Genomic DNA, 20,993 nt, shown 5'->3' with positions numbered 1-20,993 from the left:
TTCACGACTTCACGACTTCACGACTCACGACTCACGACTCACGACTCACGAAAATACCGGTAGTAGGCGCCGCAGGTGCCCTCACTGGACACCATGCAGGGCCCTTTGGGATTCTGGGGGGTGCAGACCTTTCGAAAGAGCGGACATTGGGGCGGGCGAAGAGCGCCCCGTAGCACGTCCCCGCACCGACAGGCCGGATCTTCCTTTCCTTCCATAGGCGGCAGGTCGAACCGTCGCGCCGCATCGAAGCGGGCCCACTGGGGCCGCAGGGCAAGACCCGAACCCGGAATCTTTCCCAATCCTCTCCAGACGGCGTCCGCAGGTTCGAAAATCTCGGCCATCAGTTTCTGTGCCGTCGGGTTTCCTTCCCACGTGACGCCTCGCCGGTATTGGATTTCCACCGAAGGCTTCCCCTCCGCCCGCTGTTCCACCAGAAGCGTCAAGCCCTGCAGGATGTCCAGGGGTTCGAATCCCGTGACGACGCAGGACAAGCGGTAGCGTTCCGCAACCGCCTGGTAGGCCTTGGCTCCAATCACGGTGGTCACATGGCCCGGGCACAGGAAACCGTCCAAAAGGAGATTTTCCGATTCCAGCAGGGCCTCCATGACGGGGGGAAGCACCTTGTGAGCGGAAAAGACGGAGAAGTTGTCCACGCCGTCCCGGGCGGCCATCTGGACGGCGGCCGCCACCGTGGGAGCCGTCGTTTCGAAGCCGATCCCGATGAAGACCACCTGTTTGTCCGGATTTTCTTTGGCGATCTGGACGGCGTCGAAGCTGGCGTAGACCATCCGCACGTCGGCCCCGTTGCCCCGCTCCTGCAGAAGGGACGACCGGGATCCCGGAACCCGAAGCAGGTCTCCGAAGGTGGTGACGATCACGTCCGGCCGGCCGGCAAACCAGATGGCCCGGTCGATATCCCCGTTGGCTGTGACGCAAACCGGACAGCCGGGACCGCTGATGAGCTCCACGTTGGGCGGCAGCAGATCCCGAAGGCCCGAGCGAAAGATGGACACGGTGTGGGTGCCGCAGATCTCCATGAACCGCATGGGCCCCAGGTCCCTGCAGCGGGTCTTCAACCGCTGGAGAACGGCGCGCGCCAGCTCCCCGTCCCGAAACTCGTCGATGTATTTGAGAGCCATGGGGAGTCCTTTCCCTTCTCACGTCAAAGTCTTCAGGTATTCCCGCCCCACGTGCACCTGGCCCAAGGCGATGCACGCGTCGTTGGGCGGCACCTCCTGGTGAACGAGCACCTCAAAGCCCCGATCTTCCAGCTCCTGCTCCACCTTCCCGGAAAGATAGACGTTCTGGAAGACGCCTCCGCTCAGAGCCACGGCGGAAAGTCCCGTTTCCTCCCGCAAGATTTCCACCATCCGCACGACGGCTCGTGCCAGGCCGTTGTGAAACCGGGCGGAAACAAGACCCGGGCGGACGCCGCGGCGCACGTCCCGGACCGTTTCTTCCAGGAGCGGCAGGGTGTCCAACACCCAAAGGTCTTCCTCTTTTACGAGGCGGGCTTCGTAGGCCCCGGAATCCGGCTCCAGGGCCTGTTCCAATTCCACGGCCGCCTGTCCTTCGTAGGTGATCCGATCGCGGAGTCCCGCGAGAGACGAGACGGCATCGAAGAGCCGGCCGCACGAGGAGCTGAGCGGCGAGTTGAATCCCTTTTGGAGCATCCGGAGCACCACCCGCCTCTGCCTTTCCGGCCACCGGGAAAGGATGTCGTCGTGGACGCGTTCCGCCTCCTCCCCCGCCAGGGACCAGAGGGCGGCCACGGCCATGCGCCAGGGCTCCTTGATGGCCTTCTCGCCGCCGGGAAGGGGAAGCCGGGAAAAGCGGCCCAATCTTTCATAGCGGGCCCCGTCCACCCAAAGGAACTCCCCGCCCCAAAGGGTGCCGTCCGCCCCGTAGCCGGTGCCGTCCAAAGCCACGCCCAGCACGGGGCCGTTCCATCCCCTTTCCGCCGCCACGGAAGCGATGTGGGCGTGGTGGTGCTGAACCGCCAGGCGGGGAAGGTCCGTGCGGGCTTCGGCCCACTGGGTGCTCAGGTAGTCGAGGTGCAGATCGTGGACGATGAGCTCCGGGCGTACCTCCAGGATCCTTTTCAGGTGGTCGATGGTGTGCTCAAAGGCCCGAAGGGTTTCCAGGTTTTCCAGGTCCCCCACGTGCTGGCTCAGAAAGGCGTAGCGGCCCCGCGTGAGGCAGACTGTGTTCTTGAGTTCTCCGCCCACCCCCAAGACCGTGGGGCCCGGCTCGCGAAGAACCACCGGAACCGGCACATAACCGCGGGCCCGTCGGATGGGGCGGGGTTTTCCCCGTGCAGAGCGCACCACGGAATCGTCGCAGCGGATGTAGATGTCCCGGTTGTGGAAAAGAAAGGCGTCGGCGATGCCCCGGAGCCTCTCCCGCGCGGTTTGGTCTTCCGTGACGATGGGCTCATCACTTTGGTTTCCGCTGGTCATCACCAGGGCCCGGTAGGGGGCGTCCCGAAAAAGCAGCGCGTGGAGCGGCGTGTAGGGAAGAAAGGCTCCCAGGAATCGGTTGCCGGGGGCCACGGACGGAGCGACGGGGGGACATCCCGGCTTCGGCTCGGGACGTCTGGCCAGGAGCACAATGGGGCGCTCCCGGCTCATGAGGAGCGCTTCTTCCTCGGGACTCACCCGACAAACACCCCGGATATCCTCCAGCGACGAAAACATGACCGCAAAGGGTTTTTCCTCGCGGATCTTGCGGCGCCTCAACCGGGCCACCGCCTCCTCGTCGCCGGCCGCTACGGCCAGATGGAAGCCTCCGAGGCCCTTGACGGCGGCGATCTTTCCTTCGGACAGGAGCCGGATGGTCTCCCGTACGGCCGCATCCCTTTCGGCCAACCGGCGCCCCTCGGGATCCTCCAGCCACACCGTGGGGCCGCACTCCCAGCAGGCGTTGGGCTGGGCGTGGAACCTTCGATCCCGGGGGTTCTCATATTCGGCGCGACAGGCCGGACACATGGGAAAGGAGACCATGGTGGTCTTGTCGCGGTCGTAGGGGATGTCTCGGATGATGGTGTAGCGGGGACCGCAGTTGGTGCAGTTGATGAAGGGGTAGCGGAAGCGGCGGTCGTGGGGGTCGAAAAGCTCGCGCAGGCAGTCGTCGCAGATGGAGACGTCCGGGGAGATGAGCGTGGTACGGGATCCGGTCCGCTCGCTGGCCTGGATGAGAAAGCCATCTACGGGCGAGTAGGGCCTCTCCTCCACGTCCATCCGGACGATTTTCGCCAGCGGCGGGGCCTCCCGGGGCAGGCGGCGCAGGAACTCCGCCACCCGGTCCTCGGGGCCCGCCACCTCGATCTCCACGCCTTCCGAATCGTTGCGCACCCGGCCGGCCAGATCCAGGCTTCGGGCCAGCTGGTATACCGTGGGTCGAAAACCCACTCCCTGGACGATCCCGTCCACCTGGACACGAACGCGCCGCAGCCCCCTCTCTCCGGAAGGGTTCACGCGTTCTTCACTTCCCGGATTCGATCTTCCAGCCATGCGTACCAGGCGTCCAGGCCCTCTCCCGTTCGACACGACACTTCGAAGACGGCCTGGTTGGGATTGAGTTGGGAAGCGCGCTGCCGGATGACGGCCACATCACAGTCCACATAGGGCAGCAGGTCGATCTTGTTCACCAGAAGAACCGATGATTGCTGGAACATGAGGGGATACTTGAGCGGTTTGTCGTCGCCCTCGGCCACGCTGAGGATCATCGCCTTGTGGTGTTCTCCCAGGTTGAACTCGGCGGGGCAGACCAGGTTCCCCACGTTTTCGATGACCAAAAGGTCCACCGAATCCAGATCCAGAGCGTTCAGGGCCGACTGGATCATGTTGCCGTCCAGGTGACAGGCCCCGTCCGTGTTAATCTGCACGGCCTGGACCCCCTTTTTCTGGATCCTCTCGGCGTCGTAGGAAGACTGGATGTCCCCTTCGATGACCGCGATGCCGAACCGTCCCCCCAAGCCCTCCACCGTGCGTTCCAGCAAGGATGTCTTTCCCGCCCCGGGAGAGCTCATCAGGTTGATGGCGAGAATCTTTTTTTCGTCGAAGAGCCTTCGATTTTCCGCCGCCAGGCGTTCGTTGATCTCCAGGATGTTTCGAACCACGGGAACCTTAATCTCCGTCATGACCGTGCGCCCCCTCTTCATCTCCCTGTCCTTCGATGGACAGAACCGTCATCTCCCGTCCGCTCACCATGTGCATTCCCGACACCACGGGCCCGCAGTCCGGGCAGGCGTCGAACCGATCTTCCACCTCGAAGAGCTCCCCGCACAGGGGGCACCGGACTACCACCGGAACGGTCTCGATGTCCAGTCGGGCGCCCGCCGCAAGGGTGTCCTGAGACACCGCCTGGAAACAGAAGGTCAACGCCTCCGGCACCACCGCCGCCAAGGCTCCCACCTGCACCACGATGCGGTCCACCCGGCGAATGCCGTGCCGGGCGCTTTCGTCCAGTACGATTTCCAGTAGATTCTCGGCAATGGCCATCTCGTGCACGTCGTTTTCCCCCCGTGCGGCCCTGGATTCGGGACCCGTTGCTTCCTCTCCAAAAGCAAGAGGCACTTTACACACGGCTTCCCATGCCGGTCAAGTTGACTCCCGCCCCGCCGCCTTCCCTGCATTTTACAATCTGCTGGATATGCTGGTAGAATGTTTTAGTTTGGATCGTCACGTCACGCTTGCTCGAACCCTGTCGGGACCAAGACCCATGGAACAAAAGCTTTTCCGCCAGCGCCTGACGGCCGTTTCCCTCTCCGTGGCCGTGGGCGCCTTCCTCCTTCTCTTCAAGTTCTACATCTACCGACTGACCCGCTCGACCGCTGTCCTTTCCGACGCCCTGGAGTCCATCATCAACGTGATCGCCAGCGGCTTCGCCCTGTGGAGCGTCGTGCTCTCGGCCAAGCCCCCCGACGCCGATCACCCCTACGGTCACGGCAAGATCGAATACTTTTCCGCCGGCTTCGAAGGGGCTCTCATCGTGATCGCCGCCGTGGGTATTTTCCTCTCCGCTTGGAAGCAACTGGGCGCCCCTCGGCCCCTTTCCCACCTGGACCGGGGGCTCCTGCTCCTCCTGGCCGCAAGCGCGGTCAACCTCGGCCTCGGAATCTTTCTCATCCGGACGGGCAAACGAACCCAATCCATTCCCCTGGTGGCCGACGGCACGCACGTGATCACGGACGTGGCCACCTCCGCCGGAGTCATCCTGGGGCTTCTGCTGGTAAAGTTCACGGGATGGTACTGGCTGGACGGTGCCGTGGCGATCCTCGTGGGCGCCCATATTCTTTATTCGGGAGGCAGGCTCTTGAAGGAATCCTTCTCCCGCCTCATGGACGCCTCGGATCCGGCGCTGCTGGAAGAGATCGGCCGCCTGCTCACCTCCCGAAGAAGGGAGAACTGGATTGATATCCACCGCCTGCGGGCTTGGCGTTCCGGGCAGCGCCTCTATGTGGACTTTCACCTCATCCTGCCGAGGGATCTGAGCATCTACGAAGCCCATCGGGAGGTGCTGGAGCTGGAGCAAGCCTTTCGGAACCGGTTCGGAGAGCAGGCGGAGGTCTTCATTCACATCGATCCTTGCCGGGATCCCCAATGCCCCATCTGCAGCCGGGAAAGGTGCAAACAGAGGAGCAGACCCACCCATGCCCTCCAACTGTGGGATCAGGAGCACCTGACCACGGAGTTTCGCAAAGGCCAGAGCTCCTAAAGAAAACGCAGGGAAAGCCCGGACACCTTGAGCGCGCAGGTTGCCGGCCGATCACGGCGGCCTTATAAATCAACCCGAGATGGTTTCAACGACCGGAGTGAATTCCTGAAGGAGAAGTTTCCAAAACAGACCGCAACGAACAACGGAGGAGGAAGGAATGGAAAGCAAAGAAAAGCGGCGGGAAAAGGTGATCGAGGTGCTCAACAAGGCCCGCGCCATGGAGCTTCTTGCCATCCACCAGTACATGAATCAGCACTACAATCTGGACGACATGGACTATGGGGAACTGGCCGCCAAGATGAAGCTGATCGCCATCGATGAGATGCGCCATGCGGAGATGTTCGCCGAGCGCATCAAGGAATTGGGCGGAGAGCCGGTCACGGGCCATGACGGCCAGGTACAGAAAGGGCAGGACGTGCGGCAGATCTTCCCCTTCGATGCCGACCTGGAAGACGACACCATCGACGTGTACAACCAATTCCGCCTGGTCTGCCAGGAAAACGGCGATGCGGTGACCATGAAGCTCTTTGAACAGATCATCGAAGAGGAGCAGATCCACTACAACTACTTCGACAACATCCATTCCCACATAGAGAAACTGGGCGACACTTTCCTGGCCAAGATCGCCGGAACGCCTTCCGAGACGGGGTTGCCGCCCCGCGGATTCGCCTTGGGCACCGAAACGGCGTGAGCCGCGCGTTCCTTAGGAGGCTGTCTGAGAACTCCGGGGATGACCGCTTTTTTCGTAGCGCAGCCCTTTAGGGCTGCGAAGGAATCCGCGAACTTCGGGCGGACCTCCGGGTATTCCCTATGACTTCATGGGTTACGATGATCCCTTTCCGCGGGGCTGAAGCCCCGCGGCTACGAAGATAACACAAATCTCCGGCATCTTGAGCCGAGGAGCCATTGTCGGACAGCCTCCTAGTCATGCATCCTGGGGGCTTGAGGGGGCGAAATCCCGGGCGACCAGGTTGCAGGGCGGACAGATGGCTTCTTGAACTGTAGGGGCGAATGATCATTCGCCCCTACAGCCCGCATGCACGGAAATCGAAAGGTCTTGTGGGAACTACGGGAAGGACTTCAGCCCGCCTTGCTGCGGACTCGGCTCACAAACTTCTCGCGGTGCACCACGAACCGTTCGTGCACCCCCTCTCCGATCTTTTCCCTTTCGTCGTGCGCGGTGACCTTGAAAATCAACCGGCGACCGTCCACCTGTTCCAGGACGGCTTCCGCCCGGACCTTCATCCCCACCGGCGTGGCCGCTATGTGGGAGGTGTGAATGGAGGTGCCCACGGAAGTGTTCTCATCCCCCAAAGAGTCCCGCACGCAGGCCACCGCCGCTGCCTCCATCAGGGCCACCATGGCCGGAGTGGCGAACACATCCACATCCCCGCTCCCCATGGCGCGGGCCACGTTGGTTTCCGTCACGGTCGCTTCCGCTCTCCCCGTCATACCGGGCCTCAGTTCCCCCATCTTCTTACCTCCCTCTCAAGATGCCCAATTCCTCCCGCCCTTGCCGCCTCACCGAAAGAGAACCCAGAAAAGCCGCGCCGGCTCATCGCCCAGGTTCCTCCACTCCGTGGCCGTGGCCCCGCCCAGGTAGATGGCATCCCCGGGACCGGCCTCTTTGGTGCCCGTTTCCGTCTGAAAGATCAGGCGCCCCTGGAGAACATAGCCCATCTGGTCGGTTTTTCTGGAAAAGAAATGGGACGGCACAACGGATCCCGGCGGGATTTCGATCAGGTAGGGCTCGCCCTTGCCCGCCATGTCTTCCGGAGCCAAGGCCCAGATGGTGAGCCTCTCCCGATAGTCCTCCGGGAGGTCCAGCTTCCTGGCGTCGTCCCGGGGTAAAACGGGCTTTCGATAGCGTGCGGGCGGCTCAGTGAAAAAGGCGCTCACCTCCACGTCGAGAACCTCCGCCATGCGCACCAAGGCCGGTATGGAAGGGTAGATCAGGTTGCCTTCGATCTGGGAGATGCTGCTGGGCGTCACACCGATCATCTGTGCCAGTTCGGTCTGGGAAATGCCCCGGCGCATGCGGAATTTGCGCAGCCGCGGGCCCAGCTCGCTCTTCAAGGGCGATCGCTTCTGCGTTTCCACGGACACCCGTCCCTCCACCTGCCAATAACGGATCGGGTTGCCCAGCTCCGCCAGATCCTCCCGCCCCGCGGCCTTCAGGAGTGTCAGGTACGGCCGGTTCCGCTTCGAGCCCAGTTCCACCACCACGCTGGCCCTGGCCTCCGCTTCGTCCAGAAAACCCCGGGAATGGACTTTTGTTCGGGTGACCCAGTAGCTGAGGGTGTTGTGGCCGCCCAAGGCATCCTGGACCCGATCCATGAATTCAAGGGCTCCGGATTCCTTCCACAAACCCACCATCCCCGTCAAACTCTCGAATACCAACCCCAGGGTTTTCCTGCGTGGGGGGAGGATGGAAAGAAGAAGCTCCACCAGGGTCTCGGGAGTGGAAAGATCCGAGGCCGTATGCAGGCGGGCATGACGCGGGGCGCCGTTTCGGTCCTGCAAATGCGGCTCGCCACCGATCGGAGACCTGCCGTGGGAGAAACAGTCCAGCAGGCTCAGGCTGGAGGTATCGGCGCCTTGGCCGAATCCCGCCAACACGTCCCGGGGAGACCGGTCGAAAACCACGTAGATCAGGGGCTTCTTCGTCAGAATCTGTTGACGCACGAAGGCGGTGCCGAAGAGAGGAAAGCGATCTCCGGCCTCATCCACCCAGAGAACGGTCTCCGGCGGGCGGATGCCACCCATCACACGGTCCAGATCCTCGATGCCTGTAGTTAAGACAGCCTTTCGCCCCATGAGGGTTTCCTTTCCCGGGCCATGATCTTAAGCTAGATGTGGAAGATTTCTCAAGCAGGACGGCACCATTCGCCACAACCTCAGGAGATGACGACATGGGCTTCGTTCAGGAAGAACATGAAGAGCATGTGCGAATCAAGAGTGACGGTCCCTTGATGGAAATAACGCTGAACCGACCTCGAGCCATCAACAGCCTCACGCGCCCCATGGTCCGCCGACTGGCGGACGCCTTCCGACGGGCAAGGGAAGACGACGGCATCTCCATGGTGCTTCTGACCGGTTCGGGCCCCAGGGGATTCTGCGCCGGAGGCGACATCAAGGAGCTTGCGCAAGCCGTACGAGAAGGAGATGCGGAGAAGGCGGAAGCCTTCTTTCGGGAAGAATATGCGCTGGATCTTGCCATCCACCGGTTCCCGAAACCCGTTGTGGTCCTTGCCCACGGGGTGACCATGGGAGGCGGGCTGGGCCTGGCCGCCGGAGCCGATGCCGTGGTCGTTACCGAAACCACCCACATGGCCATGCCGGAAACCCGCATCGGTTTCTTCCCGGATGTGGGATCCACCGGCTGGCTTTTCCAAAAGTGCCCGCCCGGCTATCCGGAATATCTCGCCCTTACCGGCTACGACCTGATGGGCGGGGATTGTGTCCGCGTGGGCCTGGCCACTCACTACATTCCCGGCAGCCGCCTGGAGGCCCTCCGGGACGCCCTGCGGAGGGCCGCGCTCCAGGCTGCCACAGACCCCCAAGACAGATCCTGGTGCAGGGTTCTAGAGAAACTGTCCGAACCGGTCGGCGAAAGGGATCCCGCTGTGGACGCCTGGGTGCGCACCTACTTTTGCGGAAAATCGGACATCCTGGAGATCATGCGGGAACTCTCCGCCTGCTCCCTCCACAGCGAGCTGTGCCAAGGCGTTTTCCAGAGGCTCTCGGAAAGATCCCCCACCGCCGTGGTCCTCACCCTGCGCCTCCTTCGCCGCAATGAAGGTCGGCCCCTGGAGCAGGTCTTCGCCACCGAGGAACGGGCGGCCGCTTGGATCATCCGGCATCCGGACTACCTGGAAGGCGTCCGGGCCCGCCTTCTGGACAAGGACGACAACCCCCGGTGGCAGCCCCCCACCCTGGAAGAGGTGGGTTCCCTGGATTATCTGGATTTCTTGGAAGCCGATCCTTGAGCTTCAAAGGCGGTTCTTTTCCTACAAAACCCCGGTGGATCCAGGGGATGTTCCCTTTGGCATGAAAGTCTCATGCGTAGGGAGGCCGCCCCGCCATCTCCCGGATCACGTCCGGCAGTTCCTTGAATTCCCTGGGAAACCAGGTCCTCAGAAAGGTGTTGTCCGCCACCAATTCGGGCGGATCCCCGGCCCGAATGGGTCTTTCCTGCACGTTCACCCGAACGTTCAAGACCTCCTCCACGGCCCGAACCATCTCCCGCACGGACACGCCCCGGCCGCGTCCCACGTTGGAAACGAGGCGGGGCTGATTCCGGATCACATCCAGGGCCTTCAGGTGGGCTTCCGCCAAGTCCATCACGTAAACGTAGTCGCGCACGGCCGTTCCGTCCGGGGTGTCGTGATCCGTTCCGAAAAGAAAGAAAGGCTCTCCGGACCGGGCGGCCCTCAACAGGTTGGGCAGGACGTGGGTTTCCGGCTCGTGTCGTTCGTAGAGTTCCCCGTCGGGGTCGTTACCCACCACGTTGAAGTAGCGCAGCGCGGCGAAATGGATCCCCTCGGCGGCCGCCACGGTTTCCACCACTTGCTCGCACTGCCACTTGGAAAGACCGTAGGGGTTGGTGGGCTCCCTGGGATGATCTTCCCGGATGGGGCGGGTCCGGGCCTTTCCATAGACGGCCGCCGAACTGGAAAAGACGAGCCGGCGCACTCCCGCCCGGGCCATGGCCTGCACCAAAGCGATGGTCCCCCCCACGTTGTTGTCGAAGTAGAGCCCGGGACGCCGGGTGGACTCTTCCACGCTGGCCAGGGCCGCAAAATGGATCACCGCGTCGATCCGAAAGGCCTGCAAGGTGCGAAAAAGGGCCTCCTCGTCCCGGATGTCTCCGAAAACGAAAGGCCCGAACCGGGCCCATTCCGCCCAACCGTTGCTCAGGTTGTCGAAAACCACCGGGGTGTGCCCCCGGCCCTTGATCAACTTGGCCGTGTGGGAACCGATGTAGCCGGCGCCGCCGGTGACGAGCACGTTCATGGATCCGTGTCCTTCTCGAGTCCGACGATCACTTTCGAGCGTGGAGGGCCATCACGTCGTCGCGCAGAATCAAGGCATCCACAGCGTCCACTTCACGAAGGATGTTCTCGCGCCCGTTCATTTCCTGCCGGTCCACCAGGACCACCACTCGCACCACCTTGAGGCCCGCCTCCCTGCACGCCGCGATGGCCTGCAGGGTGGATCCGCCGGTGGTGATCACGTCGTCCACCACCACCACCCGGTCCCCCGGCCGGAGGTTTCCTTCCACGCGGGCCGCGATCCCGTGGTCTTTCTGCGCCTTGCGCACCACAAAGGCCTGGATGGGACGCCCCTGGAGCCACGAAGTGTAGGCCACGGCGTTGGCGATGGGGTCCGCGCCCAGCGTGAGGCCCCCGATGCCCTGCACGTCCAGGTCCCGGATGCGCTCGAAGATGAGGTTTCCGATGAGGACCTGGCCTTCGGGATCCAAGGTCACCCGCTTGCAGTTGAAGTAGAAGTGGCTGGACGCCCCCGACGCCAACCGGAAAGAAGGGGTTTCGGAATACTGGAAGGCCTGGTGATAGATCTTTTCTTTGAGCCTTTGGAGCATGGCCTCGGTGTTCATGGACGGGGTTTCCTCACTTTTTGTTCTTGAGATCTCGCACGGCGCGGACGATCCCTTCGGCCGCCCGGTCCACATCGTCCTGGTCGGTAAAGCGCCCCAAGCTGAGGCGCAGGGTCCCTTTGGCCACCTCCGGATCCAAACCCATGGCCTCCAACACGTGGGAGATCTTGACGGTATCGGAGTGGCACGCGGCCCCGGCCGAGGCCGCCACCTGGGGGAGAGCGGCGAGAAGCGCATCCGAAGCCAGTCCGGGGAAGGAGATGCTGAGCGTGTTGGGAAGGCGTTCCCGGGGATGCCCGTTCACCCGCGCTTCAGGCACGGCTTCCAACAAGCGGCGTTCCAGTCGATCCCGAAGCGACCGGACGCGCTCCATCTCCCGGGGAAGATCGTCTGACGCGCACCGGGCGGCGGCGCCCAGGCCCACGATCTCCAAGACATTCTCCGTTCCCGGCCGACGGCCACCTTCCTGGCCCGCGCCGTAGAGCACCCGGGCCAAGGGGGTTCCGGTCCGCACGTAGAGCGCCCCTATCCCCTTGGGGGCATAGAGCTTGTGACCCGCCACGGTGAGCAGATCCACCCCCAGCTCGGAAACCCGCGTGGGAACCTTTCCCACACTTTGCGCCGCATCCGTATGGAAGATGACCCCGCGGGAACGCAGGGGGCCGGCCAGCTGGCCTATGGGCTGGAGGGTTCCCACCTCGTTGTTGGAGTGCATGAGGCTCACGAGGATCGTATCCGGGCGAAGGGCGCGCAGGATGTGGTCGGGATCCACTTGTCCATGCCCGTCCACGGGGACGAACGTCACATCGAATCCCTCTTCCAGCAGCGCCAGGCAGGGCTCCAGGACGGCGGGATGTTCGATGCGGCTCGTGACGATGTGACGTCCCTTGGATGCCAGCGCCCGCGCCACGCCCAGCAGGGCCATGTTGTTGGATTCCGTCCCGCCGCTCGTGAAAACGACCTCGCCGGGATCGCAGTCCAGCAGCGCCGCCACCTGCTCCCGGGCCTTCTCCACCGCTTGCCTGGCCCTCCGCCCGTAGGCATGGGAGCTGGACGGATTGCCGAAGATCTCATCCAGACACGGCCTCATGGCTTCCGCCACCCGAGGATCGATGGGGGTGGTGGCGTTGTAGTCCAGGTAGATGGGATCCTTGAGCTCCATGGGAACTCCTCGTCAGGAAGGCAACGCGCCCGTTCGCTCGAACTCCTTCCATTCCCGCCTCTTGAGGGTTCGAAACCGGGTCCCGGAACACTGGGGGCATCCCATGTATTTGCCGTCGGTGGACTGGCGCCACAGGGTGTAAAAGAGCCCCGGCAAGAACAGACAGCACCACAGGGCGATTTCCTTCCTTCTCGACCCCTTTTTCAATTCCACGGCGTTGCCCACGTAGCGGCAATCTGAACAAACGATCTTCATACAATACTCCTTTCAAGGTTGGTAATGGGCTTCTTTATAGAATGCGGCGCATGTGTTATCAACCTTTCGAGGATTTCTTTTCGCATCGGCCGCACGATCCCGCCGAACCGAAACGGCGCGGGTGCTTGCTCTGGTTCAAAGGAAGGAGGCGAAGGATGCAGTCCCTTTTCGACAGAATGAGCGTGGTCTTTGCGGCGGGTTGTATCGGCGCGCTTGTCAATTCGGTGCTCGTCTGGTATCTGGGCCACCAAGGCATTCCCCAGCAGGTGGGCGTCCACATCGCCCCCGTGTGGAGCAAGCATTTTCTATATCCGCGGATCGTCTGGGGAGGATTGTGGGGGTTTGTTTTTCTCCTTCCCGTACTGCGGGGAGGCTGGCTCATCAGCGTTTTCACGCGGGGCATCTTTTTCAGCCTGGGCCCCACCCTCGTTCAGCTCTTCTACGTGTTCCCCTTCCTGGCCCACAAGGGGATGATGGGCTTTTCCCTGGGGACCCTCACCCCGCTCTTCGTCTTCTTCTACAATGCCGCCTGGGGACTCACGGCGGCCCAGTGGATCCGGATGTGCGGAAAGCCCTGACCCAACCGGCTTTTCTTGACCCGATCCATCGGGAACGCTATTTTGTCGAAAACGAAACAGTAAGGAACCGCCATGCCGACGGATATCCTGGAAGGGCTTTCCGCAAGCCTGGAAGATTACCTGGAAGTCATCTATCACCTGGAAAAGACCAACCGGGTGGCCCGGGCGAAAGACATCGCCGACCAGATGAGCGTGCAGAGGGCCTCGGTCACCGGAGCGCTCAAGGCCCTGGCCGGCCGGGGACTCATCAACTACAGCCCCTACAGCTACATCACCCTGACGCCCGAAGGGCGAAAAGCGGCCAAGGAGGTCATCCGCCGCCACGAGGTGCTCAAGGAATTCTTCACCACGGCCCTTCTGCTGGACCCCAACCAGGCGGAAGCCAACGCGTGCCGCATCGAACATGCCATCGGCCCCACGGCCTTCGAAAGGCTCGTGCAATTCTTGGAATTCATCAAGAACTGTCCGCGGGCCGGCGAAGACTGGCTCCAGGCCTTCGCCGACTTCTGCCGGGAGACGGGACAGGCTCCGGACTGTGAGGCCTGCGTGGCCCGATGCCGCAACAAGCTGGCCCGGCAGGCAGAGACAGAGAATCGGGAGTAGTCCTTCCGCCCTTACCCGCTGAAACAAGGAGACGCCATGAAGCGACTTTGGATTCAGCTCAAGCCGGACTGCGACGAAAAGAAGATCATCAAGGAGCTGCAGGCCATCGGGCGCGTCGAAAAGGACCCCCAGCATCCCGACCGCCTTCTCCTCACCTTCCACAACCAGTCCGACGCGGGCGTCAAGATGAGCTGCTTCAAGCTCCAGGAAGACTTCATCCACTTCTTCCACGATTTCGACATGATCCGAAGTTAGAGGCGTGTCCGAAAAGGCCGAGGATGACCGTTTTTTCCCGTAGCGCAGCCCTTCAGGGCTGCGGAGGAATCCCCGGATGTTGGATGGACCAGGTGGTGTTTCATGTCATTTCAGCGAGTTGCGATGGCCCTGTCCCGCGGGGCTGAAGCCCCGCGGCTACGAAAAAGGGCGCTCGTTTGGCGGGCGGGGATAAACCCCGCCCCTACATCCCGCGCGCCCTAACTTTTTATCCCTCCCTCCCCCTAACTCCCCACTCCCTATCCCATACCCCATATCCCTTACCCATCACTCATCACCCGTCACCCATCCCTCCTCCACGCCATCCACTCAGCTTGACAAAGAAAAGGGCGCGCACTATGTTCTCTTAGCACTCTGCCAAACAGAGTGCTAACATCAGGGGTGAGGACGCCATGGAACTGAGCGAAAGGGACCAGAGGGTTCTGGAAGCGGTCATCTCCGGCTACATCCGGAGCGGGGAGCCCGTGGGTTCGAGGACCGTCAGCAAGCACTATGGGCTCAACGTGAGTTCGGCCACGATCCGAAACATCATGGCCGACTTGGAGGACATGGGTTTCCTCCAGCAGCCGCATACTTCGGCGGGCCGCATTCCCACGGACAAGGGGCTCCGCTTCTACCTGGATTCCATCCTCAAGATCCGCCAGCTGGAAAAGCGGCAGCAGGCCCTCATCCGCAAGGCATTTGAAACCAAGAAGGGCGACATCGACGACCTGCTCCGGCGGACGTCCCAGGTCCTGTCCCGATTCTGCGAACAGGCGGGGGTGGTGCTCTGGCCGAGGCTGAGCGCCACGCGCTTCAAACACATTGAGTTCGTTCGCCTGAGGCCGCGCCAGATTCTGGTGATCCTGATCTCCAAATCCGGCCTGGTGCAGCACACCCTGTTGGACTGGGAAGAGGATCTTTCCCAGGACGATCTGGACAAGTACGCCCGCTATCTGAACGAGCTCCTGGAGGACGTCCCGCTGGCGGAAGTGAAGGACCGTATCCTCAGGGAGATGGAAAACGAGAAGGTCCTTTTCGATCAGCTCTTTTCCCAGGCCCTGGAGCTGAGCAAGCGCGCGTTCCAGGAAGCCCTGGAGAGCGCGGACGTGCACATCGAAGGCCATACCCAGCTTCTGCGCAACCCGGAATTCGCCGACGTGGAGCGCATGCGGCGGATCCTGGAGGCTTTCGAAGACAAGACGCGCATCATCCGGCTCCTGGACAAGGCGCTGGACCCGGAGCGCCAAGTGCAGATCGTCCTCGGCACGGAAAGCGACGTGAACGAGCTTCAGGAAATCAGTCTGATTTCGTCGCCCTACCGGCGCGGCGAAACCGTGCTGGGAGTTCTGGGAGTGATCGGCCCCATGCGCATGGACTATTCCCGCATCATTCCCATCGTGACCTTCACGGCGTCCCTGCTCAGTCAGCTCCTGGCGGATCCGGACGAGGCCCCATCGGGAGAAGGCGCCCACGAATCGAGTTGAGATATTCCGACCCCGGTGACCGGGTGGTTCGGCGAGTCGGCGTGCCGAAACGCCCGAGCGAAAACCGGGTTTTTGCATGAAAAGGACTGGCACAAGCGTCAGAAATGATTATATGTGCCTCATTGTCATTAGGAACCGGGGGGTGATTTTTCATGAGTGATGAACGGAAACCCAATGAACAGATGGAAGAATCCGGAGGTGCCGTAAACGGTCAGGAACCAGGGCAGACATCCAAGCCCTTCGATCCGGATACGGCCACCGTGGACGAATGGAAGGCCTTGCTGGCGGAAAAGGAAGCGGAAATCGCGGCGCTGAAGGACAAACTGTTGCGGCAGGCGGCGGAGATGGAAAACACCCGCAAGCGGCTGGAACGCGAACGCACCGAGGCCATCACTTTCGCCAACGAGAACCTGCTGCGCGAGCTTTTGACCGTGATCGACAATCTGGAACGGGCCATCCAGCATGCCGAACAGGAGGCCGAAAACCATCAGTTGCTGGAAGGGGTCAAGATGACCCACAAACAATTCCTGGACACGCTGGCGCGCTTCGGCTGCAAGCCCTTCGAATCCAAGGGAAAAGATTTCGATCCCTGCTATCACGAAGCCATCCTGCAGCAGGAAACAGACGAACATCCGGCCAACTCGGTGGTTCAGGAGTTCCAGAAGGGGTACATGCTGCATGACCGGCTGTTGCGTCCGGCCATGGTGGCGGTGGCCAAAGGATCCCGCACGGCGGGACCCGACGCAGCAACCGCGGAAGAATCCAGGGCTGGCGGCACAGATACGGCCCATTGAACGGGGTAATACTCTGCTCAAAGAACCAGGTTCTATCTGACTTTCAATATCCCTATAAGGAGGCACATTCTCATGGGCAAGATTATCGGAATCGACTTGGGCACAACCAACTCGGTTGTGGCCATCATGGAAGGCAAGGAACCCAAGGTTTTGACCAACGCGGAAGGCGGCCGCACCACCCCGTCCATGGTGGCCTTCACGGACAGCGGGGAACGGCTGGTGGGACAGGTGGCCAAAAGGCAGGCCATCACCAACCCGGAAAACACCATCTTCGCGGTCAAGCGCCTCATCGGACGCAAGTTCAAGTCCAAGGAAGTCCAGCGGGACCTGGAAATCCTCCCGTACAAGATCGTGGAAGCCCCCAACGGAGACGCCCACATCGAGATTCGGGGGCGGCAGTACAGCCCCACGGAAATTTCCGCCTTCATTCTCATGAAGATGAAGCAGACGGCGGAAGATTACCTGGGCGAGAAGGTGACCGATGCGGTCATCACCGTTCCCGCCTACTTCAACGACAGCCAGCGGCAGGCCACCAAGGACGCGGGCAAGATCGCGGGCCTGAACGTGCTTCGGATCATCAACGAGCCCACCGCGGCGGCCCTGGCCTACGGCCTGGACAAGAAGAAGGACGAAAAGATCGCCGTCTTCGACCTGGGGGGCGGTACCTTCGACATCTCCATCCTGGAAATCGGCGACGGCGTCTTTGAAGTGAAATCCACCAACGGGGACACCCACCTGGGCGGCGAAGACTTTGACCAGCGGATCATCGACTGGCTGGCCGACGAATTCAAGAGGGACCAGGGTATCGATCTTCGAAACGACAAGATGGCCCTGCAGCGCCTGAAGGAAGCGGCCGAAAAGGCCAAGATGGAACTGTCCTCCACCACGGAGACGGACATCAACCTGCCCTTCATCACGGCGGACGCCACCGGCCCCAAGCATCTCAACATCAAGCTCACGCGGGCCAAGCTGGAAGCCCTCACGGATGACCTCATCGAAAAGCTCGTTCCGCCCATGCGCCAGGCGCTCCAGGATGCCGGCCTGACGGCGTCGGACATCAACGAGGTGATCCTGGTGGGCGGCATGACCCGGATGCCGAAGGTGCAGCAGAAGGTGAGGGAGTTCTTCGGCAAGGAACCCCACAAGGGCGTGAACCCCGATGAGGTGGTGGCCATCGGCGCGGCCATCCAGGGCGCCGTCCTTTCCGGCGACGTGAAGGACGTGCTTCTTCTGGACGTGACGCCGCTCTCCCTGGGCATCGAGACCCTCGGCGGCGTGATGACCAAGCTCATCGAACGCAACACCACCATCCCCACGCGCAAGAGCCAGATCTTTTCCACGGCCACGGACAACCAGACGGCTGTCTCCATCCACGTGCTCCAGGGCGAACGCCCCATGGCGGCCGACAACAAGACGCTGGGACGCTTCGACCTGGTGGGCATCCCGCCGGCGCCGCGCGGCGTGCCCCAGATCGAGGTAACCTTCGACATCGACGCCAACGGCATCGTGCACGTTTCGGCCAAGGATCTGGCCACGGGAAAGGAACAGTCCATCCGCATCACGGCTTCCAGCGGCCTGAGCGAGGAAGAGATCGAAAAGCTGGTCAAGGAAGCCGAAATGCACGCGGAAGAGGACAAACGCCGGAAAGAGCTGGTGGAAATCCGCAACCAGGCCGATGCGCTCATCTACAGCACGGAAAAGAGCCTGCGGGATCTGGGCGACAAGGTGGACGCGGCCACGCGCCAGAAAATCGAATCCCAGATCGAGGCTCTCAAGAAGGCCATGGAAAGCGACAGCAAGGACGCCATCCAGAGCGAGATGGAAAAGCTCACCCAGGTCTCCCACAAGCTGGCCGAGGAGATGTACAAGCGCACGGCCGAACAGCAGGCCCAGGCAGGAGGCGAAGGGGCTCAGGCGGGCGGCAACGGCGGGACCAAGCCCGACGACGATGTGGTGGATGCCGATTACGAAGAAGTGAAGGACAAGTAACCCTTCGCTCAGAAATCCGGATCGCTCCAGGATGCAAAGGGGCACGTGATGCCACGTGCCCCTTTGTGCTATAGTGCCCCCGCAGATCGCTCTCGCCGAAGGACGGACCGACAACCGATGGAAACCCCAAGGGAGGAGACAAGGGCATGGCGCGCCGTTTCGCTCTTCTGCTCGTTCTGGCTCTGCTGAGCGTCCACTGGGGCTGTGCTTCGCTGCAGCGCCAACCAAGGGTGCTCATTCCGCCCGAAATCTTCCACGGTGAGCCTTCTCCGGAAGCCCAGGCCCTTTACCGGGAAGCCCAGGAACTGGAAAAGGAAGGTCGGTGGCAGGAAGCCGCTCTGGCCTACGAGCGCATCGCCCAGTTTTTCCCCACCAACGCCGTGGCGCCCCGGGCGCTCACCCGGGAAGCCGCCGTGTGGCTCCAGGCGGGCGACCCGGAAAAGGCGGAAAAGGTCCTGGAGCGGGTACTGCGGGAGTTTCCGCAATGGAAGGATTCCGCGCGGGCCCGAGTGGTGCTGCTGGAAACCCGGTGGGTTCAGAAACGGGACCCCAAGATCATCGAGGAGGGCGTCGCTCTCTGGGACGAAACGGCCCAAGACCCTCAAGCCCGTCTGGCCCTGTGCCGGGCCCTGGCTTCCTTCCACCGGGACCTGAAGGATCCGGACGGAGCCCTGCGCTGGCTGACCCAGGGCTACCGGCTCTCCCCTTCCCAGGAAGACCTGGGACTTCTGGACGACCTGGCTCTCCATGTCACATCCGATCTGGACGTCGAGACCACGGAAAGGCTTCTCCAGACCGTCTCGGAACCCAGGCTCGGCCCGTTTCTGGCCTATCGCCGAGCGGACCTCCTGCCCCCGGAATCACGGCGCGAGGCGCTCCTGGACGTGCTGGCCCGAAACCCCGAACACCCGGTGGCGCGGGAGATCGAAAAGCGCCTGCACGGCACCGTGGCGGAGCAGATCCCGGCGGATCCGGGCACCCTCGGATGCCTGGTCCCTTTGAGCGGCCCCCACGCCAAATTCGGACAACGCATTCTCACCGGAGCCGCCCTGGCCCTGGACCAGTGGCATGGGAGCTTCCCCCACGATCCCGTGAGACTGGTGGTCTTGGACAGCGGGGCGGATCCGGATAAGACCGTCGCCGCCTTTTCGGCTTTGGCGTCGGATCACGCCGTGCTGGGGGCCCTGGGCCCCGTGAGCCCCCGCTGCGCCAGCGCCATCGCTCCGCTCATGAATCGCTGGGCCATTCCGGTGGTGAGCTTCACCGAAAAGCGAACGGTGGACAACGCCACGCCCTTTCTCTTCCACGCCTTCGTGGACCACCGGGACATGATCGAGGCCCTGGTGAGCTATTGCACGGACGTACGGGGCCTCGTCCGCTACGGCGTTCTCTATCCCGACGACTCCTACGGACGGTCTTTGAGTCGCCTCTTTGCCGAGGCGGTGGAACGCCGGGGCGGCCGGCTGCTGGCTCAGGTCTCTTATGAACCCGGGAGCACCGATTTCAAGGAACCGATCCAGAAGTTTCTCGACCAGGCCCAAAAGGCTGCGGGCGCCCCGGCGGACAGTTCTCCCGTGGAGGCCGTCTTCATCCCCGACACGGCCAAGACGGTGGCCCTTCTGGCCCCCCAGCTTCCTTACTACAACGTGGTGGGAGCCACTCTCCTGGGAACCAACCTGTGGGAGGAGAGCTCTCTGGTTTCCATCGGAGGCGTGTATGTGGAAAACGCGCTCTTTCCTTCCGCCTTTCACAGGGAAGACGCCGTCTATCAGGATCCGGCCACCGGGGCGTTCGTGGAAGAATACAAGCGGGTTTACGGCAGGGATCCGGACTACCTGGCAGCCCAGGGCTACGAAGCGACCCGGCTGCTCCTCCAGGCCCGCCGTGAGGCCCTGGATGCTGGCGGAGGCACCTTGGATCGGCTGGCTTTGCGAAGCGCCCTTCTCGGCATCACCCTCTCCCAGGGGCCCCTGGGCACTACCCGCGTGGCTCCCGACGGCCATCTGATACGGGACTACCCCATCCTTCAGGTCCAAGGCGGGACACTCCTCCGCGTCTATCCGTAGGCCGCGATCCGGAACGGCGCCCATCGTGCCGGAGCCGTAACGGTGAAGCTCATCCCTGGATTGGACGACCCTTTCCGATCGCGAGATTCCGGCGGGCGGGCGTAAAGCCCGCCCCTACAGCCGCACATGGCCACGCGCCCGTAAGCCGGAAGACGGTTGGTCTTTTTATGCCAACGATTGATAGGGGTAGGAAGGACTCGTTGCCGAGTCCCTCCCCCCTCCGAACCGTACGTGCGGATCTCCCGCATACGGCTCTCCGGTTGGTGGTTTTACCCCGCTGAGGACTGGAGCATTGCGCGATGGGCTGCCACGAGGCTGTACAACCCATGGCGCTCAAAGAAAACATTCGGCCATCTGTTATGATCGCGGCCTCGGCTGATCCCCTTTCGTCCGCTGCGCTTACGCAGAATACTGCGCAGCCGCCGACGAACCCATGAGTCGAGACGGGGAAACGTCCACCTGGAGGAGT

Annotated in this window: 20 protein-coding genes; 10 read left to right on the top strand and 10 right to left on the bottom strand. The window is 62.4% G+C overall.

Translation table 11 applies throughout. The annotated features are described in order from the left end of the window. Positions 1 to 38: 38 nt before the first annotated feature. Genes hypD through hypA form a run of 4 tightly spaced genes read right to left on the bottom strand, consistent with a single transcriptional unit; the run spans position 39 to position 4,502 of the window. Positions 39 to 1,139: a hydrogenase formation protein HypD gene (gene hypD / locus BUB04_RS13410; protein WP_073040354.1), complete on the bottom strand. Its 1,101-nt coding sequence runs from the start codon at positions 1,137 to 1,139 to the stop codon at positions 39 to 41. Positions 1,140 to 1,157: 18 nt separating this feature from the next. Next, the gene (gene hypF, locus BUB04_RS13405) at positions 1,158 to 3,476 is read right to left on the bottom strand and encodes a carbamoyltransferase HypF (protein WP_218588460.1); all 2,319 of its coding nucleotides are present in this window, start codon (positions 3,474 to 3,476) and stop codon (positions 1,158 to 1,160) included. Next, the gene (gene hypB / locus BUB04_RS13400; RefSeq protein ID WP_073040405.1) at positions 3,473 to 4,132 is read right to left on the bottom strand and encodes a hydrogenase nickel incorporation protein HypB; all 660 of its coding nucleotides are present in this window, start codon (positions 4,130 to 4,132) and stop codon (positions 3,473 to 3,475) included. Before hypB ends, hypF begins: the two co-directional genes overlap by 4 nt. Beyond that, the gene (hypA, locus tag BUB04_RS13395) at positions 4,128 to 4,502 is read right to left on the bottom strand and encodes a hydrogenase maturation nickel metallochaperone HypA (RefSeq protein ID WP_143156489.1); all 375 of its coding nucleotides are present in this window, start codon (positions 4,500 to 4,502) and stop codon (positions 4,128 to 4,130) included. Before hypA ends, hypB begins: the two co-directional genes overlap by 5 nt. A gap of 220 nt (positions 4,503 to 4,722) precedes the next feature. Between hypA and BUB04_RS13390 the strand changes: the two genes are divergently transcribed. Together BUB04_RS13390 and BUB04_RS13385 are read left to right on the top strand one after the other, a co-directional pair. Continuing rightward, positions 4,723 to 5,718 (top strand): cation diffusion facilitator family transporter, encoded by a 996-nt coding sequence (locus BUB04_RS13390; protein ID WP_073040351.1) that lies wholly within the window; start codon positions 4,723 to 4,725, stop codon positions 5,716 to 5,718. Between the two features lie 157 nt (positions 5,719 to 5,875). Further along, a complete protein-coding gene (locus BUB04_RS13385; RefSeq protein ID WP_073040349.1) occupies positions 5,876 to 6,409 on the top strand; it encodes a bacterioferritin in 534 nt (177 codons plus the stop codon). A gap of 389 nt (positions 6,410 to 6,798) precedes the next feature. On the opposite strand, the gene BUB04_RS13380 is transcribed toward BUB04_RS13385, so the two are convergent. Both BUB04_RS13380 and BUB04_RS13375 read right to left on the bottom strand, forming a co-directional pair. After that, positions 6,799 to 7,191, bottom strand: a complete 393-nt coding sequence (locus BUB04_RS13380) for a thioesterase family protein (protein WP_073040347.1) — start codon at positions 7,189 to 7,191, stop codon at positions 6,799 to 6,801. A gap of 48 nt (positions 7,192 to 7,239) precedes the next feature. Further along, a complete protein-coding gene (locus tag BUB04_RS13375) occupies positions 7,240 to 8,535 on the bottom strand; it encodes a helix-turn-helix domain-containing protein (RefSeq protein ID WP_073040345.1) in 1,296 nt (431 codons plus the stop codon). A gap of 95 nt (positions 8,536 to 8,630) precedes the next feature. On the opposite strand from BUB04_RS13375, the gene BUB04_RS13370 reads away from it, so the two are divergent. Then, complete coding sequence (locus BUB04_RS13370; RefSeq protein ID WP_073040343.1) at positions 8,631 to 9,707, top strand: enoyl-CoA hydratase/isomerase family protein; 1,077 nt, start codon at positions 8,631 to 8,633, stop codon at positions 9,705 to 9,707. Positions 9,708 to 9,777: 70 nt separating this feature from the next. Here BUB04_RS13370 and galE read toward each other — a convergent pair whose 3' ends face one another. The 4 genes from galE to BUB04_RS13350 are packed head-to-tail and all read right to left on the bottom strand — an operon-like array spanning position 9,778 to position 12,755. Continuing rightward, positions 9,778 to 10,734, bottom strand: coding sequence for a UDP-glucose 4-epimerase GalE (gene galE, locus BUB04_RS13365; protein WP_073040341.1), 957 nt, complete (start codon positions 10,732 to 10,734; stop codon positions 9,778 to 9,780). Between the two features lie 28 nt (positions 10,735 to 10,762). Further along, positions 10,763 to 11,338, bottom strand: a complete 576-nt coding sequence (gene pyrE, locus BUB04_RS13360; RefSeq protein ID WP_218588458.1) for an orotate phosphoribosyltransferase — start codon at positions 11,336 to 11,338, stop codon at positions 10,763 to 10,765. A 13-nt stretch (positions 11,339 to 11,351) separates the two neighbouring features. Then, positions 11,352 to 12,500: a cysteine desulfurase family protein gene (locus BUB04_RS13355; protein WP_073040339.1), complete on the bottom strand. Its 1,149-nt coding sequence runs from the start codon at positions 12,498 to 12,500 to the stop codon at positions 11,352 to 11,354. A gap of 12 nt (positions 12,501 to 12,512) precedes the next feature. Further along, positions 12,513 to 12,755, bottom strand: coding sequence for a hypothetical protein (locus BUB04_RS13350; RefSeq protein WP_073040337.1), 243 nt, complete (start codon positions 12,753 to 12,755; stop codon positions 12,513 to 12,515). Positions 12,756 to 12,910: 155 nt separating this feature from the next. On the opposite strand from BUB04_RS13350, the gene BUB04_RS13345 reads away from it, so the two are divergent. The 7 genes from BUB04_RS13345 (at position 12,911) to BUB04_RS13315 (ending at position 20,524) form a co-directional block, all read left to right on the top strand. After that, positions 12,911 to 13,333, top strand: a complete 423-nt coding sequence (locus tag BUB04_RS13345) for a hypothetical protein (RefSeq protein WP_073040335.1) — start codon at positions 12,911 to 12,913, stop codon at positions 13,331 to 13,333. Between the two features lie 72 nt (positions 13,334 to 13,405). Beyond that, positions 13,406 to 13,936: a metal-dependent transcriptional regulator gene (locus BUB04_RS13340; protein WP_073040333.1), complete on the top strand. Its 531-nt coding sequence runs from the start codon at positions 13,406 to 13,408 to the stop codon at positions 13,934 to 13,936. Between the two features lie 36 nt (positions 13,937 to 13,972). Then, positions 13,973 to 14,191, top strand: coding sequence for a hypothetical protein (locus BUB04_RS13335; protein WP_073040331.1), 219 nt, complete (start codon positions 13,973 to 13,975; stop codon positions 14,189 to 14,191). Between the two features lie 410 nt (positions 14,192 to 14,601). Further along, positions 14,602 to 15,675, top strand: coding sequence for a heat-inducible transcriptional repressor HrcA (hrcA, locus tag BUB04_RS13330; RefSeq protein WP_073040329.1), 1,074 nt, complete (start codon positions 14,602 to 14,604; stop codon positions 15,673 to 15,675). Between the two features lie 152 nt (positions 15,676 to 15,827). Further along, positions 15,828 to 16,469: a nucleotide exchange factor GrpE gene (gene grpE / locus BUB04_RS13325; protein ID WP_073040327.1), complete on the top strand. Its 642-nt coding sequence runs from the start codon at positions 15,828 to 15,830 to the stop codon at positions 16,467 to 16,469. A gap of 72 nt (positions 16,470 to 16,541) precedes the next feature. Further along, the gene (gene dnaK, locus BUB04_RS13320) at positions 16,542 to 18,458 is read left to right on the top strand and encodes a molecular chaperone DnaK (RefSeq protein ID WP_073040325.1); all 1,917 of its coding nucleotides are present in this window, start codon (positions 16,542 to 16,544) and stop codon (positions 18,456 to 18,458) included. A gap of 146 nt (positions 18,459 to 18,604) precedes the next feature. Continuing rightward, positions 18,605 to 20,524, top strand: a complete 1,920-nt coding sequence (locus BUB04_RS13315; RefSeq protein WP_073040323.1) for a penicillin-binding protein activator — start codon at positions 18,605 to 18,607, stop codon at positions 20,522 to 20,524. Positions 20,525 to 20,993 lie beyond the last annotated feature (469 nt).

This window comes from Desulfacinum infernum DSM 9756 (genome assembly GCF_900129305.1).
Classification (GTDB): Bacteria; Desulfobacterota; Syntrophobacteria; order Syntrophobacterales; family DSM-9756; genus Desulfacinum; species Desulfacinum infernum.
Note: the sequence above shows the minus strand (reverse complement) of the source record. Positions and strands in the feature narration are given on the sequence as shown.